14 protein-coding genes are annotated in these 16,809 nt (G+C 32.1%); 9 read left to right on the top strand and 5 right to left on the bottom strand.

Features of this window, described 5'->3' with window-relative positions; translation table 11 throughout:
- Genes I6U51_RS04995 through I6U51_RS04985 form a run of 3 tightly spaced genes read left to right on the top strand, consistent with a single transcriptional unit; the run spans position 1 to position 3,640 of the window.
- Positions 1-2,331 carry a xanthine dehydrogenase family protein molybdopterin-binding subunit gene (locus tag I6U51_RS04995; protein ID WP_211141503.1) on the top strand — a complete coding sequence of 777 codons (2,331 nt, stop codon included), beginning with the start codon at positions 1-3 and terminating at the stop codon, positions 2,329-2,331.
- Positions 2,331-3,170: an FAD binding domain-containing protein gene (locus tag I6U51_RS04990; protein WP_211141501.1), complete on the top strand. Its 840-nt coding sequence runs from the start codon at positions 2,331-2,333 to the stop codon at positions 3,168-3,170. Before I6U51_RS04995 ends, I6U51_RS04990 begins: the two co-directional genes overlap by 1 nt.
- Positions 3,167-3,640 (top strand): (2Fe-2S)-binding protein, encoded by a 474-nt coding sequence (locus I6U51_RS04985; protein WP_211141499.1) that lies wholly within the window; start codon positions 3,167-3,169, stop codon positions 3,638-3,640. The genes I6U51_RS04990 and I6U51_RS04985 overlap by 4 nt, the downstream gene beginning before the upstream one ends.
- A 209-nt stretch (positions 3,641-3,849) precedes the next feature.
- Here I6U51_RS04985 and I6U51_RS04980 read toward each other — a convergent pair whose 3' ends face one another.
- Positions 3,850-4,305: a CBS domain-containing protein gene (locus tag I6U51_RS04980; protein WP_211141497.1), complete on the bottom strand. Its 456-nt coding sequence runs from the start codon at positions 4,303-4,305 to the stop codon at positions 3,850-3,852.
- A gap of 470 nt (positions 4,306-4,775) precedes the next feature.
- Here I6U51_RS04980 and I6U51_RS04975 point away from each other — a divergent pair, with 470 nt between their 5' ends.
- Positions 4,776-5,915 (top strand): aldo/keto reductase, encoded by a 1,140-nt coding sequence (locus I6U51_RS04975; RefSeq protein WP_211141495.1) that lies wholly within the window; start codon positions 4,776-4,778, stop codon positions 5,913-5,915.
- Positions 5,916-6,259: 344 nt separating this feature from the next.
- Entirely contained in the window at positions 6,260-7,129 is an 870-nt protein-coding gene (locus tag I6U51_RS04970) for a methionyl aminopeptidase (protein ID WP_211141493.1), read from the top strand.
- 44 nt (positions 7,130-7,173) lie between these two features.
- Here I6U51_RS04970 and I6U51_RS04965 read toward each other — a convergent pair whose 3' ends face one another.
- Positions 7,174-7,776, bottom strand: a complete 603-nt coding sequence (locus I6U51_RS04965) for a putative glycolipid-binding domain-containing protein (protein WP_211141491.1) — start codon at positions 7,774-7,776, stop codon at positions 7,174-7,176.
- Positions 7,777-8,037: 261 nt separating this feature from the next.
- Here I6U51_RS04965 and I6U51_RS04960 point away from each other — a divergent pair, with 261 nt between their 5' ends.
- Positions 8,038-8,583, top strand: a complete 546-nt coding sequence (locus I6U51_RS04960; RefSeq protein WP_211141490.1) for a glutathione peroxidase — start codon at positions 8,038-8,040, stop codon at positions 8,581-8,583.
- A gap of 14 nt (positions 8,584-8,597) precedes the next feature.
- Positions 8,598-9,026, top strand: coding sequence for a MarR family winged helix-turn-helix transcriptional regulator (locus I6U51_RS04955; RefSeq protein ID WP_211141488.1), 429 nt, complete (start codon positions 8,598-8,600; stop codon positions 9,024-9,026).
- Between the two features lie 88 nt (positions 9,027-9,114).
- Here I6U51_RS04955 and I6U51_RS04950 read toward each other — a convergent pair whose 3' ends face one another.
- The 3 genes from I6U51_RS04950 to I6U51_RS04940 form a co-directional block, all read right to left on the bottom strand.
- A complete protein-coding gene (locus I6U51_RS04950) occupies positions 9,115-11,652 on the bottom strand; it encodes an immune inhibitor A domain-containing protein (RefSeq protein WP_211141487.1) in 2,538 nt (845 codons plus the stop codon).
- 35 nt (positions 11,653-11,687) lie between these two features.
- Positions 11,688-14,252 (bottom strand): immune inhibitor A domain-containing protein, encoded by a 2,565-nt coding sequence (locus I6U51_RS04945; RefSeq protein ID WP_211141485.1) that lies wholly within the window; start codon positions 14,250-14,252, stop codon positions 11,688-11,690.
- 396 nt (positions 14,253-14,648) lie between these two features.
- Positions 14,649-15,761, bottom strand: coding sequence for a DUF3658 domain-containing protein (locus I6U51_RS04940; RefSeq protein WP_211141483.1), 1,113 nt, complete (start codon positions 15,759-15,761; stop codon positions 14,649-14,651).
- Positions 15,762-16,018: 257 nt separating this feature from the next.
- Here I6U51_RS04940 and I6U51_RS04935 point away from each other — a divergent pair, with 257 nt between their 5' ends.
- Positions 16,019-16,417, top strand: coding sequence for a GtrA family protein (locus tag I6U51_RS04935; RefSeq protein ID WP_211141481.1), 399 nt, complete (start codon positions 16,019-16,021; stop codon positions 16,415-16,417).
- A 3-nt stretch (positions 16,418-16,420) separates the two neighbouring features.
- Entirely contained in the window at positions 16,421-16,777 is a 357-nt protein-coding gene (locus I6U51_RS04930) for a 6-carboxytetrahydropterin synthase (protein ID WP_211141479.1), read from the top strand.
- Positions 16,778-16,809: the final 32 nt, after the last annotated feature.

Here is a 16,809-nt window from a genome sequence, read left to right as displayed (position 1 = left end):
ATGCATAATTTAAATGTGATTGGAAAAAGTGTGCCAAGGAAAGAGTCCTTAGATAAAGTAACAGGTGCTGCAAGATATACTGATGATTATGATATTCCAGGACTTTTACATGCTAGGATGGTAACAAGTCCTTATGCTCATGCAAAAATAAAGTCTATTGAATATGCAAATGCACTAAAAGCTTCTGGGGTTAGGGCAGTGTTAACGGGTCAATATTTTCCTCAGCTTATAGGATCTACTATTGTTGATAGACCTCCAATTGCAATAGATAAAGTGAGATATAATGGTGAACCTGTGGCGGTAGTGGTAGCTGATAGCGAAGCAGAAGCTGAAAAAGCAGCTCAATTGATAAAAGTAGAATACGAAGCTTTACCAGTGGTGAACTCTCCTCGTGAGGCGATCAGAAAAGATGCACCCTTGGTTCATGAAAAACTTGGCGAATATAAGATTATAGATGAAGCCTTTCCAGAGGCCAATACAAACATTGCCAATCGAACTAAGATAAGAAAAGGTGATATTAAAAAGGGCTGGTCTAAAAGTGAAGTAACAGTTGAGGCAAGCTTTTCTTTTCCACCTTCTGATCATGCTGCTATGGAAACAAGGTCTGTAAGAGCGGAAATATTACCGGATGGGAAAGTTATCATCTATTCTGCTTCTCAAGCACCCTTTGTTATAAAAAAGCTCATAAGTTACTTCTTTAAAGTTGACCCTGGCAAGGTTATTGTTAATGTGCCTTTAGTAGGTGGAGCTTATGGAGGCAAAACAGCTATACAGCTGGAGTTTATTGCTTATTTATGTTCAAAGGCTGTAGGAGGAAGACAAGTTAAGCTTACCAATACGAGAGAAGAAGATCTGATTACATCTCCAGTTCATATAGGTCTTGATGCAAAAATTAAGCTGGGATGTACAAAAGCTGGTAAACTCACTGCAGCAGAAATAACCTATTTATTTGATGGAGGTGCATACTCGGACAGAGCAGTAATTATAAGCAGGGCAGCAGGTGTAGACTGTACAGGACCTTACAATATCGAAAATATATGGTGCGATTCCTTGTGCTTATATACAAATCATCCTTATGCTTCAGCCTTTAGAGGATTTGGACATCCAGAGCTCACCTTTCCAATAGAAAGAACAATGGATATACTAGCTAATAAGCTTGGAATGGATCCTTTAGAATTAAGGTTGAGAAATGCGATTATACCAGGGGATACTAGCCCTACTCAAACTTTATTGAATAAGAGTAATCTAGGGAATCTACCAAAGTGTATACAAAGGCTGGCTGAACTAATACATTGGGAAGAAGGAAAACTAGTTGAAACCCAGGATGGTAAAGTAAGAGCTAAAGGTATAAGCTGCTTCTGGAAAAACTCAAATACAGCTTTAAATGCAGGAGGAGGGGCTATTCTTACATTTAATCCGGATGGAAGCATTAATCTTATTTGTGGTGCAGTTGAACTAGGACAGGGAACTAAAACAGCTTTAGCACAGATATTAGCAGAAAAAATGAAAATGAATGTAGATCAAATTCATGTAGTGATGGAAGTTAATACTCAGACAGCCCCAGACCACTGGAAGACAGCTGCAAGCAGGAGTATTTTGCTGGTTGGCAGAGCTATTTTGAGAGCAGCTGAGGATGCCATTAATCAACTATCTAGAATTGGAGCTATTGCTTTAAGATGTTCGCCAGATGAATTAGATGTTGGTGGAGGAAGAGTATTTTTAAGCGATAATCCCGAAATGGGAATAGAAATAAGTAAAATTGCATTTGGTTATACCTATCCTAACGGGAATTCAGTTGGAGGACAGGTTATTGGAAGAGGAAGCTACGTTTTAAAGCATTTAACAATTTTAGATCCCGAAACTGGCAAAGGTAATCCTGGTCCAGAATGGACTGTTGGTGCAGCGGCTGTAGAAGTAGAGTTCGATAAAAAAGAATATACCTACAAAATTATAAAGGCAGCTTGCGTCGTAGATGCAGGTAAAGTTATTAATGCTGAAGCCGCAAAAGGACAAATTTCTGGTGGTATGAATCTAGGGTTGAGTTTTGCTAGTAGAGAATCATTTTTATTTACAGATAAAGGCATTATTCAAAATAAGCAGTTAAGAACATATAAAATACTGAGGTTTGGAGAAAATCCAGAGTATCTTGTAGCTTTTATAGAAACTCCACAAATAGATGCACCCTATGGTGCAAGAGGAATTGGAGAATATGGTGTAATTGGAATGCCAGCAGCACTTGCAAATAGTTTATCCAATGCGGCGCAGGTATCTCTTAACCAATTACCGTTGATTCCTGAGCTTATATGGAAAGCAAAAGGGGGAGGCAAATAATGATTCCAATTAATTTTGAATATTATAAACCTGATTCATTAGATGAGGCTGTGAAGCTATATGGAAAGCTCAGTGAGAGTAATAAGAACCCTTTATATTATTCAGGTGGTACGGAAATAATCACTATGGCAAGAAGAAATGATATATCTACAAATGCAGTGATAGACATTAAAGGAATTCCTGAATGTAATGTATTTGAAACAAAAAATAACCAGATGATAATTGGAGCTGCAGTTACACTTACTCGTATTTCTGAGAATAAGTCAGTTCCAGTTCTAAGCAAGACAGCAAATTTTCCAGCAGATCATACAGCACGTAATACGATAACTGTAGGCGGAAATATTTGTGGAAGAATTATATACAAGGAGGCAATTTTAGGTCATTTAATCGCAGATAGCAATGTAATTATTTACGGAGAAAAAGGTAAAAGAATAGTTCCAATAAATAAAGCTTTTAACCAGAGGCTTCAACTGGAAAAAGGAGAATTTCTTTTTCAATTAGTAACAAACATGAGCTATGCCAAATTGCCTTATATATCTGTAAAGAAGACTAAAATGGAAAAAATAGATTATCCTTTAATTAGTATGGCTGCACTTAAAAAAAATAATAATATACAAATGGCATTTAGCGGAGTTTGTGCTTTTCCATTTAGATCTATTAAAATGGAGGAGGATATAAATAACAAAAATGTCTCAAGGGAGAAAAGAATAGAACAGGCAATAAGCCATGTACCTGCACCTATATTTGGCAATATTCAGGGGTCTTCTGAATATAAAAAGTTCGTACTCAGAAATTTACTAAATTATACTCTGGAGGAATTGGAAGGTGAAGGAAGATGATATCATATGTTGAAGCAGCAAGAATAGAACTTGATATTAATGGCGAAAAGAAAAGCGTGATTGTAAGGCCGGCAGATACTTTACTTAGAGTGCTTAGAGAACAATTGGGTCTAACTGGAGCAAAAGCTGGATGTGAAAATGGTGATTGTGGTACATGTACTGTGCTGTTAGATGGATTACCTGTTAAATCATGTATCATGCTAGCTGTTGAAGCTGTTGGACATAAAATAATCACCATTGAAGGTTTAAAGGAAGATCCTATTCAAAAAGCTTTTATAAATAAATGGGGATTTCAATGTGGATATTGTACTCCAGGTTTCATAATGAACTGTTATGGGCTTGCAACTAATCATCCCAATGCAGATGATGAAACTATTGAGGAATGGCTTCAATCTAATATTTGCAGATGTACTAGTTATGAAGAAATTAGAGAAGCTGTAAAATCAGTACTGTTATTAAAGAAAAAATGAGAGCTATGCATGATTTTAATTTATAAAAAGCAGACTGTGGTTAATGCCCTTTATAATAGGGCATTTATTTTTTGTATTATAAGCATTAAATAATAATATTATATTACAATAATTTGATGACTAATTTTGAAGGATGAGTATTAAATTTATGAATAAGTATCATATGAGAAGGCAAGATAGACAACCCAATATGAATTGTCTATTATTTATTAAAGTATAGATTTAAAGCAATTTCTAATGACATCTCCACGGCTGATTATTCCAATTAATACTCCGTTATGTTCAACTGGTAGCTTTTTTATATGTCTTTTAGCTAAAATAGCAGCAATATTTTCAATCTCCTCATCTTCAGAAACTTTAATAACCTTCTTTTGTGCGATGCTAAGAATATTTAAATCCAAAATTTTTTGTACCCTATCCTCAAATTCTTCATCGTCACCTTTTATAACGGCAACATAATAGAAAAAATCAGCTACCAAATTTTCATGTTTGCCAATATATCGCATAATATCTCCATCGCTTACATAGGCGATGATTTCATTTTTTTCATTTACCACAGGAAGTCCGCTAATGCGATGATCAATAAAGTTTTTAATGACAGCTCGCACTGTGTCACTTTCTCTCACCGTATAGACTTGAGTGATCATAATTTCATGAGCTTTCATAATTACTCTCCTATCAAATATAATTAAAAAATAAACTAGTGTTATAAGATATCAATTAGTTTTTGATTATTTTGAACAAGTTGTATAATACAACTATATAATTTAATTATACAACTTACTATAACAATGTCAATAATATTCCGAATTATCAAACTATTGATATTGGATGCTTCTACAATAAGCAGTTGCGATTGGAAAAGGTGGCAGAACTTCTAAGAAATTGGTCTGATGAAGAATGTAAAATATTTGCGAAACTTTTAAAGAAATATAAGCACTCTCTTATTGGTGTATTAGATTAGTAACCTAATTATTAGCCCTATGTCTTTTTTATTCTTTTGAGACTTATTAAAAAAGCTCTTGACTTTGTATATACTCAAAGGTGTAATATTATGAATATATTGGAAAATAAGACAATATTAATACTATGAACTATAAACAAATTTTACTATTCATCTAATGGAGGGGTTATTATGTTATATAGAAAATTTGGAAAAACTAATGAGATGGTTTCAATCTTGGGATTTGGATGCATGAGACTACCCATTCTTCCAGGAGGGGATCCATCTAAAATTGATGAGGAAAAAGCGATAAAGTTAGTACGCAGCGCAATTAATAAAGGGGTAAACTATATAGATACTGCCTATCCTTATCATGGAACAGGTATGGATAAGGCTGGGGAAAGTGAACCTTTTGTAGCGAAAGTATTAAAAAATGGCTATAGAGAAAAAGTGAAAATAGCTACAAAACTTCCTAGTTGGCTGATAAAGTCAAAGGAAGATATGAATAAATACTTAAATGAGCAACTAAAGAGACTTGAAATAGATTCGATAGATTTTTACTTAGTTCATGCTCTTGATAGTAAAGTGTGGGCTACATTAAAAGAAGCTGGCGTTGACAAGTTTTTAGATGAAGCTATAAAGGACGGAAGGATAAAACATGCAGGTTTTTCCTTCCATGATAATCTAGAAGTGTTTAAAGAAATAGTAGATTATTACGACTGGTCATTTTGTCAAATACAATATAATTATTTAGATGATAATTATCAAGCTGGAAGTGAAGGGTTAAAGTATGCTGCAGCAAAAGGTTTAGGGATTGCAATTATGGAACCTCTTAGAGGAGGAAAGCTTGTTAATAATCTTCCAGAGGAAGCTAAAGCGGCTTTCAAGCAGGAAAATTCAAAAAGATCAGCAGCAGAGTGGGCTTTAAAATGGGTGTGGAACCACCCGGAAGTATCTGTGCTTCTAAGCGGTATGAATACAATGGAACAAGTTATAGAAAATATAAAAACAGCAAGTGAAACGAAAGCAAATTCCTTGACAAAGAAGGAATTAGATATGATTGATCAAGTTAAAAATATTATTAAAAGAAAAATAAAAGTTAATTGTACAGCTTGTAAATATTGTATGCCATGTTCATCAGGTGTAAATATTCCTATGTGCTTCGAAATTTATAATAATTACCATATGTTTGGTGAAAAAGAACTTTACAACTGGCTTGAACCTAAAGAAAAAGCATCAAGCTGCGTAGAGTGTGGCAAATGTGAAAGTCATTGCCCTCAAGGTATTTCAATTCGAAAAGAATTAAAAAATGTTAAAGAATTGTTTGAATAGAATACGAAGCATAGTCATTATTAAACATTGTTTTCAACGTCGTATCAAGAATAATTTCTTATGAATAAGAAAAAGCTAGTAATTAATATAAAAGGCAAAGTGGTACTAGTAATGGTATCACTTTTACTTTTTATAAGTATGATGATAAAATGTAAGTTAAAGACAAAAGGTATTACTTGTTAAAACCTAAGTTGTAAAAGATGTTTATTAGTCAATTGTAACGGGATGGGAAGCAAAAATGAATAGCTTGGATATTGATATTAAAGAACACTTTATCAAAAGAAGCTTATCAATTGTTGAGCTTGTAGATTTGTATAAATAAATTAGATTAAGGAGAGTATTAAATGAGTTTAAATAGAAATGATGAATGTTGGTGTGGAAGTGGATTAAAATATAAGAAGTGCCATTTAGGTTTTGACGAAAAGCTAGAGAAATTAAAACAACAAGGATATAAAGTACCATCAAGAAATATTATTAAAAATAAAAAGCAAATCGAAGGAATAAGAAAAAGCGCTGAAATCAATAATGGTGTTCTGGATTTAATTAGTAACAATATTAGAGAGGGTATGAGTACAGAGAAAATTAATAAGTTAGCTCACGATTATACAGTGGCTAGAGGAGGAGTACCAGCTACTCTTAATTATAATGGTTTTCCAAAGAGCATTTGTACATCAATTAATGATGAGGTGTGCCATGGTATACCAAGTGAGAATGTAATTCTTAAGAGTGGGGATATCATAAATGTTGATGCATCTACTATATTTAATGGATACTACTCAGATGCATCTAGAATGTTTACAATTGGCAATGTAAGTGAAGACGCTAGAAAATTAGTAGATGTAACTAAAGAATGTCTATATAAGGGAGTAGAAGCAGTTAGACCTTGGGGATTTTTAGGTGATATAGGAGCAGCTATACAAGAACATGCAGAAACTAATGGGTACTCAGTAGTCAGGGACCTTGGAGGGCATGGAACAGGACTCAAGTTTCAGGAGGAGCCTTTTGTTTATCACTATGGAAATAGGGGAGAGGGAATGATATTAGTACCAGGTATGGTGATTACTATCGAACCTATGATAAATGCAGGCAGTCATAAAGTATTTGTAGATGCTGATGATGACTGGACAGTACTTACAGAAGATGGGTCACTTTCAGCGCAATGGGAACATACAATTTTAGTAACTGAAGATGGTATAGAAATAATATCAAGGTAACATAGGGCTGCAAGTTCGGTAACTGGCTTGCAGCCCTAAATAACTTAACTTTCAAAATTATATATTCTTTTAAACAAATCAGGATAATCTATAACAAATCCTTCTATATCTACCCAAAATTCTGCCATAAAACCGCTATCTATATTTTCATATCTATATTTATAGCCATCTATTTTTGATTCCAAACAAGTATAACGCTGTTTCACAGGCCTTAAGTTGAAATTATAAACATCAACATAAACTACTTTTATTTCTTTTGATTCTCCTGGTTTTAAGGATAAACGTTTAATAGGAATTGTATTTGTAAAAGGCGTAGCTGAGATATCAATATCTGTACAGCCTCTTAAATCTTTTACAGGTTCACCTGTACTAGTTGCCCAATTTCCTTTGACATCGGATACTAACATAATATTTTTATAATTATCATCAAACATATGAATGTCAAATTTGTTAACATTCCAGTCTAAATCACAATATACTTTATACCAAACACGAATTGGAGCATTTCCTCTCATTGTTAGAATAATTGAATTTGCTGTAATACAATGATTATCTTTTAGTAAAAATAGGTGTTCTAATCCTGTTTCATTACAGTTCTCCCACATCAAATCAATCTTAGTTTTGTTTCCCGTTGTTATTCTTTCCATGCTATCACTCCTTATACGAACATTTGTTCTATTAAAGAATACCAAATATGAGTTTGAATGTCAATATAAGAACATAGCAAACATTTCCATGTTATTCGTATTATTTAATGTGATCTTATTTTATTATCTGAAGTTTAATTTGTAATAGTTATTTAAAGAAAATAATCATTGACAAAGTCTTGGATTAATGATAGATTTAAGATATAAATTAGTTTTATACAATTTAATTTTATATAATTAAATTTAAGGGAGGAATATAATATGTCAATTTATGATTTTAAATTAAAAGGAATAGATGGTGAAGAAATATCTCTTGAGAACTATAAAGGAAAAGTATTAATAATTGCAAACACTGCAAGTAAATGTGGTTTTACACCTCAATATGCAGATTTAGAAAAGATATATGAAAAGTATAACAGTAAAGGCCTTGAAATATTAGGATTCCCTTGCAACCAATTTGCAGAACAAGAGCCTGGAAATAATAATGAAGTTAAGAAGTTCTGTGAAATAAATTATGGAGTAACATTCCCTCTATTTGAAAAAATAGATGTAAGAGGTGCTTCAGCACATCCACTATTTAAATATTTAAGCGAAGCAGTTCCTTTTAAAGGACTGGATTTAAATCATCCAAGTGGGAAAATATTAAATAGCTTCTTAGAAGAAAAATTTCCTGAATACTTAATAGGCAACTCTATAAAATGGAATTTTACTAAGTTCTTAATTGACAGAGAAGGTAATATAGTTGGTAGATTTGAGCCTACAACAGAACCATTAGATATGATTCCTGAAATAGAAAAATTATTATAAGGTAATTTTAAAATATGAATTATGAATCACTAAAACTAGATAATCAATTATGTTTTGCCTTGTATGCTTGTGCTAAAGAAGTGACTAGAATCTATAAGCCTTTTTTAGATAAGTTTGGCATAACCTATACTCAATATATTACTCTCTTAGCACTTTGGGAAGAGGATAATATAACTGTAAAAGAACTTGGTAAAAAACTTCATTTAGATTCTGGCACTCTTACTCCTTTGCTAAAAAAACTTGAAAACATGGAGATACTTAAGAGAATAAGAGATACAGAAGATGAAAGAAATGTGTATGTAAAGCTGTCTGAAAAGGGAATGAAGATGAAGGATGAGGCTCTAGAAATACCAGGTAAAGTATTTTGTAGCACTGGAATGTCTATGGAAGAAGCTTTAGATTTAAGGGAAAAACTTAAACTCTTATTGAATAATTTACAATAGTAGAAAAGACTCTCTCAAAATTTTATTTTGAGAGAGTCTCTTCTATTTACTTGATTTTTAAAAAGGAATTACTTACCGTTTTTTTAACCTAGTTTTTAGAAGTTGAATCACCTTTACTAAAGTCGTCACCAAATACTTTGTTAGCTTTTATGTTATAGAAAGCTTTTGTGTTTTTATCGGAGTCGGAAATAATTATATAATTAATTTTCCAAGTACCTTTTCCTGCTGCAAAGCTTATATCTCCTTCATAAGCTTTTTTATCTTCGTTGTAGCTTAGCTTAATCTTATTTTCTGTTTGTCCATCTGAAGATAGATAGCTTACATAGGCAGTATCGGAATATTTTTTATCAGTAGTGATATAAACTTTGTTATCTTTTACCTTTATATGCTTAATTTCTTTAGCATCTTGGTAAGTTGGATTTTTTACATTTTTAGTAGTTATGTGAACTTTGTTGCTGCTGATATTTGAATTCTCTTCTGTTACAAAGACCATTACTCCATTGTTTGGTAATATTAATCCACCTTGAGGAGTAGCTTTATTTGAGTAATCTTTAGAATCATCAAATATCGGATTCATCATTAAAGAAGTATCTTCTGTAACAGTTCCATTTGACCAATTGAGTTTTAATGGAGTTTGTTTCCTTAAGCCAAAGGCAGCATCTCTAAGTTGATACATTATTTTATCTTTAATTTTAGAATTATCAACTTTAGTAGCCATAACTGTATTTTGATCAGCGTCTATAACACCAGCCATTGCATAACCAGGATGTTTGCTAACATTCTGTTCGTTATATTCTCCATTTGCATACCACATTAATAAACCAGCATCATATACCACATCTCCAGGTATAGATTTTCTAAGTGGTCCACCAAGAGACTTGTCTACATTTGAATTAGTATGATTTCTTAATTCTAAAATATAAGAGTGAGTTCCACTATTAGTTCCATCAGTAATTACAAAATCATTAAAGTTAAATGCTGAGTTCGCCTTATCTTCTGCATCATCAAAAACAACAGTTTTATTGTCTACAGTTATGTTTACATCATCTATATAAATGCCAGGATGTGTTGACATATCAAAGGTCCAGTTGAATATTCTAAGTTCTATTTCTTTTCCTATAAAATCTTTTAGGTTAAAGCTGGCATCTACCCATTTACCATTAGAAGAACCAGTTATACCGTGACCTGGGTTTCTATCTAGTGGATCATTTGGAGTAGTGTCATTAGGATTTTCTGTAGTAGTTATATTACCTTTTACTGCAACCCAATTGTTAGTACCTTTTACTCTAACTTGTACAGATGCAAAGTCATCATTAGGCGCTAAATCATATAAAGTTTTAAAGTTTATTGATGCACTTGTAGTGTTAGTTAAATCTAAAGGCTTTTTAAGTTCCATAGAGTTACGCATATCATAAACAGGTTTTCCACTAAAGAAAACATTCTTTCCGCTTGGAGGAGTAACAAGTCTAGTTTCATTAGCAGGTAATTTTATATTAATTAAATTTAAGTTTTTACCATTTACTGATTCTTCATCTAAGGTGAAGGTTTGGCCTTTTTGCTTTAACTCGTCTAAAGTGACAGTTTTATCTTTAGCCCAATTTAGCGCTACATTTTTGTTTTTTCCAATTTGCTGCAACATATTACGGCCATAACCACCATAGCTTAATGGATATACTCCACAAATAGGACCAGTATAGCTTCCTCCCATTTGAGACCAATATTGCACAGGAGGTTCACTTCCATCGTAACCATATAAGTCTGGTAAACCTAGGTAATGTCCATATTCATGAACCATTAAATCAGGCGGAAGATTTTGTTCCATACAAATAAACTTGTTAGCCCTTATTTTACGACCTTTACTGTCTGTTACCTCAGGCATAGTATTACCAGCGGCACCATATTCATAGAACTTTCCTTGGAAAGGCCAAATAGCATCTGCACCTAGAGAACCGCCACCGTACTCTTCCCCAATACCAGGATGAATAACAATTAAAGTATCGATAACGCCATCTGGCTCAAAGTAGTTTCCGTCACCATCTTTATCCATTGGATCTTCAACATCATATTGAGATAAATCAATTTTAGGATCTTTTGACGCTTTTTCAAGAGCTTCTAAAGCTAGTTTTGCTGCATTATTCTGATCTGATCCTCCATTAGTATAAAGAGGGTCCAATGCACCATAATATTTTGCCTCATGATCTGCTTGGTACCAACCAGCAACTCCACCATTAAAGTCGAAGCTTCCGCCAGATTCTTCAAAAAGATGTCTTCTCATGGAAACATAATCTTTTCCATCAGCACCTTTATAACTGTTTTCTCCAAAGAACATATTTTGATAATGTTCTGGAGTATAGTCTTCAGCTTTGTAGTTAGCGAAATTAAAATCCTTTATGCTTTTTGCATCTTTTTCATTAATTTCAGTATGATTATAATCTTTATAATCCATTAATACTACTAATGGCTTTGCCTTATAAACAGTTCCTTTCCAAGGTTGCCTTTCATATTTAGGCATAGAGTCTTTAAAAACAGTATTTGCTTCTTTTGCACTAACTTTAAATGAAGGTACGATAAGTGTTGCAACAAAGGCTAGTGACAAAAGTTTGCACATAGTTTTTTTGCTTAACATAATATAAACCACCTTTCAAAATATTAATACAATAGCTAGTTTTTAAAAGTTAAATCACCTTTACCAAAGTCGTCACCAAATACTTTGTTAGCTTTTATGTTATAGAAAGCTTTTGTGTTTTTATCGGAGTCGGAAATAATTATATAATTAATTTTCCAAGTACCTTTTCCTGCTGCAAAGCTTATATCTCCTTCATAAGCCTTTTTATCTTCGTTGTAACTTAACTTAAGCTTATTTTCTGTTTGTCCATCTGGAGATAGATAGCTTACATAAGCAGTATCTGAATATTTTCTATCAGTAGTAATATAAACTTTGTTATCTTTTACCTTTATATGTTTAATTTCCTTAGCATCTTGATAAGTTGGATTTTTTACATTTTTAGTAGTTATGTGAACTTTGTTGCTGCTGATATTTGAATTCTCTTCTGTTACAAAGACCATTACTCCATTGTTTGGTAATATTAATCCAGCTTCAAGCTTAGCGTCTTTACTTGAGTAATCCTTAGAATCATCAAATATTGGATTCATCATTAAGGAAGTATCTTCTGTAACATCACCATTATTTGGATTTGTAAATTTGAATGGAGTCTGCTCTCTTAAGCCAAAAGCAGCATCTCTCATTTGGTATGTTGCAACATCTGAAGATTTAGTGCCATCAGTTTTAGTAGCCGCAATTGGATTTTGGTCAGCATCTACAATGCCAGTCATTGCATAACCAAGATGATCTTTAGTTTCCTGTTCTTTGTATTCACCATTTTCATACCATACTAATAGACCAGGATCATGAACCAAATCATAAACCGGTGCTTTAGCAGCTGGTAAATATCTAAATAGTCCACCACCAAGGGCATTATCTATATGGGAATTGTGATGATTTCTTAATTCTAACATATAAGTGTGAGTACCAGTGTTGGTTCCATCAGTAACTACAAAATCATTTAAGTTAAAAGCAGTTGTTGCTTTATCTTCTGCACCATCAGAAATAACAATTTTATTGTCTACAGTTATGTTTACATCATCAATGTAGATACCAGGATATTTTGACATATCAAAAGTCCAGTTGAATATTCTAAGCTCTATTTCTTTTCCTAAAAAGTCTTTTAAGTCAAAATTAGCATCTACCCATTTACCATTAGAAGAACCGGTGATACCATTACCAGGATTTCTATCCATTGGGTCATCTGGTGTTGTATCATTAGGGTTTGCAGTAGTAGTTATATTACCTTTTACAGAAGTCCATTTGCCATTACTGCCTTTTTCTCTAACTTGTACAGATGCAAAATCATCATTAGGTGCTAAATCATATAAAGTCTTAAAGCTAATGGATGCACCCTTAGCCGTAGTTAAATCTAAAGGTTTTTTTAGATCCATGGAATTACGCATATCGTAAACAGCTTTTCCACTAAAGAATACATTCTTTCCACTTGGAGGATTAACAAATTTTGTTTCGTTATTAGGTAATGTTATTTTAATTAGATTTGGGTTTGTACCATTTAGAGCCTCTTGATCTAAAGTTACAGTTTGTCCCTTCTGCTTTAATTCATTTAAGGAAATAGTCTTATTATTAGTCCAATTTAAGTCTACCCCTTTGTCTTTGCCAATTTGCTCTAGGCGATTACGGCCATAAGCACCATAGCTTATTGGAGATGCTCCAAGGAAAGGACCAAGATAGCTACCACCATGTTCAGACCAATATTGTACAGGAGGTGTACTTCCACGGTAAGCATATAAATCCGGTAAACCTAAATAATGTCCATATTCGTGAAGCATTAAATCAGGTGGAAGATTCTGTTCCATACATATAAATTTACAAGCTTTTATCTTATTGCCTTTACTATCTTTCACTTCAGGCATACTGTTATTAGCAGCAGCATATTCGTAGAACTTTCCCTGGAAAGGCCAAATAGCATCTTCACCTAGACTTCCACCGGTAAAATTTTCTCCAATACCAGGATGAATAACAATTAAAGTATCGATAACTCCATCTGGTTCAAAATAATTTCCATCATTGTCCACATCCATTGGATCTTCTACGTCATAATCAGATAGATTAATGCTAGGATCGTTTGCTACCTTTTGGAAAGCTTCTAAAGCTAATTTTGCTGCATTATTTTGATCTGTTCCTCCATTAGTATAAAGAGGATCTGATGCACCATAATATTTTGCTTCATGATCTGCTTGATACCAACCAGCAACACCACCATTAAAGTCAAAGCTTCCGCCAGACTCTTCAGCAAAATATCCTCTCATGGAAACATAATCTTTTCCATCAGCACTTTTGTAGGTGCTTGGTGCAAAGAATATATTCTTGTAGTGTTCTGGAGTAAAGTCTTCAGCTTTGTATTTAGCATAAAATCTTTGATCTAGGATTGCTTTGTCTTTGTCCACAAGCTGAGTGTGGTTGTAATCTTTGTAGTCCATTAATACTACTAATGGTTTAGCTTTATGAACATTCCCTTTCCAAGCTTGTCTTTCTACTTTAGGCATAGTATTTTTAAAGACACTACTTGATTCTTTAGCGCTAACCTTTGCTGAAGGCGCAATAAGTGTTGCAATAAAAGCTAGTGACAAAAGTTTGCACATAGTTTTTTTGCTTAACATAATATGAACCACCTTTCAAAAGAATATTATAGAGATTTATTTGAAAAATAGGTTAAATTTGGTTGTTGAATATAAAATGTTTTGCGAGGGTTTTTACACATGTGTATAAAGTATTATAGTGCTTTTTTTGTTTTGAATAAAATTTTATAGTATAACTATAAAATTTATATTTATTCTATATTTTTTTATAGTTATACTATAAAAAATATTCTTATACTATAATTCTTTAGATTAATTATAGTATAATAGTAAAATAGTGTAAATGGATTTTAGTAAAAAATTTAAAATATTTAAATTTTTCTCAATATAATTATTTTTTGAGAAAAATTTATTTTGTAAGTACAGTTTATTAAAAATGCACCCCTAGGCTTCACACAATACCTTAGGGGTGCATTTCTATGGCTTTCTTACAGTCTCTAAAAATAGTTTTTCTTTAAAGCCGCCATTAATATTCTTTTTTTGTAATCTTATTTTTTCGAATTCTGTTATATCTATATTTTTATGTTCTAAAATAGCATAAATGACTTCTACTATATCAGCTAATTCCTCTGTGCTGCCATTATTTAAGGAGTACTCCATCATTTCTTCATGAAGTTTTTCATCTAATGCCTCTAAATATTCCTCATCTTCTAACCTTCTAAATTTAAGTTCTTTACCATCAGCTTCAATTATTTTTGGTATGTTATCTCTTACAAGCTTGTTATAATTTCTAATATATATTCCCTCTGCTTGTTTTAGTTCCATCTCTCTCATGATTCCAAAGGTTCCTTTGTATTCTATTTTACCAAGTTGAATCATTTCAAGTATTCGCCAGAATATAAAGGTATCACTTACATGAATTTTACTGTATCCAAGAGCTTCCCCGACAATTCTAGCTGCTTTTCTAAACTTTTCATTGGTGTATCCTAATATAAATTCATCAAGATAATCTTCAGAAACACTGATAACTTTCCCATTTTCACAAATTCTAAAAAGTGTATTTTCCTCTTGTAATTTACTCCAAAGCTCTTTTATGTTATTAAAAGTTTCTTCATCAATTTTAGTCTTAGATTTTATAAAATCTATAAATTTTTCAGGTACAATTTCCCCCGAGTATCTTGGTTTATATTCATTTTTAAGACCTTTATTATATGTAATATTTGATACATTAATAATGTATAAATTTTTAATGTTACATTCTACAGATAAAATGGCATACATTAATCCACAAAGTTCATAGGCGTTTTCACCATACCACATATAAACAGTTTCATTTTTTATCTCACAAATCTTTTGAAAAAAATCCTTATAGTTTTGTTTTACATCTTCGATATAATCAAATTCATCTTTGGGTAGTACCTTATTCCACCATATAGCTCTGTTGTGCATTTCTACATTAGCTATAGGTCCATGTGATAAATCATCACAAAAGCTTATAACCATACTTCCTTCAAGTAAATTTTCTGATAAGGCATGCCTAATAGATCCCCTTGTACTTTCCGAAAAACATATATGTATTATTTTATTCATTGGTGTTCCCCCTTGTATAAAGTAAAACTTTAGCAATACTAGTTATAAGTATATCAATAGCCTGTATATCTTGCCATAACTAAAAGAAAAGGATTAACCAAGCGCGTAACAAAAATTGGTATATTTTTAATGTGAAATTTTAGTGACACTAAATATACAGTATGATATTATAATAAAATAAAAGATATTTGCAGAATTTTGTTGTTTATAAAGAGTATTTATTGTCATAAAATGTAGTTGGTGATGGGGATGATATATTGATAAAAGAGCTATTAAAATTAAATATAGGAAAGTATTTTATTATTTCCTGTTTGGCAAGTGTTATAGATTTTGCTATATCTTATTTGCTGTATGATGTGACTAACCTGAACTATCTTCTTGCTTGTAATGTGGGAATAGTATCAGGTTTTATATTTCAGTGTGTAACCTGTATGAAGTATATTTTCGATAGTAAGAATCTGTCAAGTTCATTATTGATTTATGTGGCTACATTTGCTTTAGGTATTGCAGTGGCAGATGCGACTATGTGGTTAAGCTTTGATATATCTCATTTATCTTTTCTTATATCAAAGTTTTTTTCTATGGCAATTCCATTTTTTGTAACATATTTTATAAGAAGAAAACTTCTTGGAGTAAAAAATAATAAGGAGAAATAAGTCATGAAAACTTACTATAAATTTAAGTTTTACCTTAATGCAAAGCATTCTGTAATTTTTAATGAAAAATCTTCAAATATTCATCCACATACCTGGGAGATTGTAGTTTTATTTGGATCTCAGGAGAGTGATACAGTAAACTTCACTAATTTTGAAAATGAGCTTGAAAATTATTTCTTAAATTATGAAAATAAGTATTTAAATGAACATCAGTCTTTTAAAGAGATTAACCCTACTATGGAGAATATAGGAAAGGTGCTTTATGTAGATATAAAGAGCCTTATAAATGATAAAAATCTGTATTTTAAAAAAATGGAGATTAGTGAAAATCCAACAAGAACATATATAATCGAAGAATAAGAGCTTTATGTAGAAATGAGGTGAGGATGCAG

This window comes from Clostridium aciditolerans, from assembly GCF_016316925.1.
GTDB lineage: Bacteria > Bacillota > Clostridia > Clostridiales > Clostridiaceae > Clostridium_AM > Clostridium_AM aciditolerans.
This window is presented reverse-complemented; position numbering and strand designations above follow the sequence as displayed.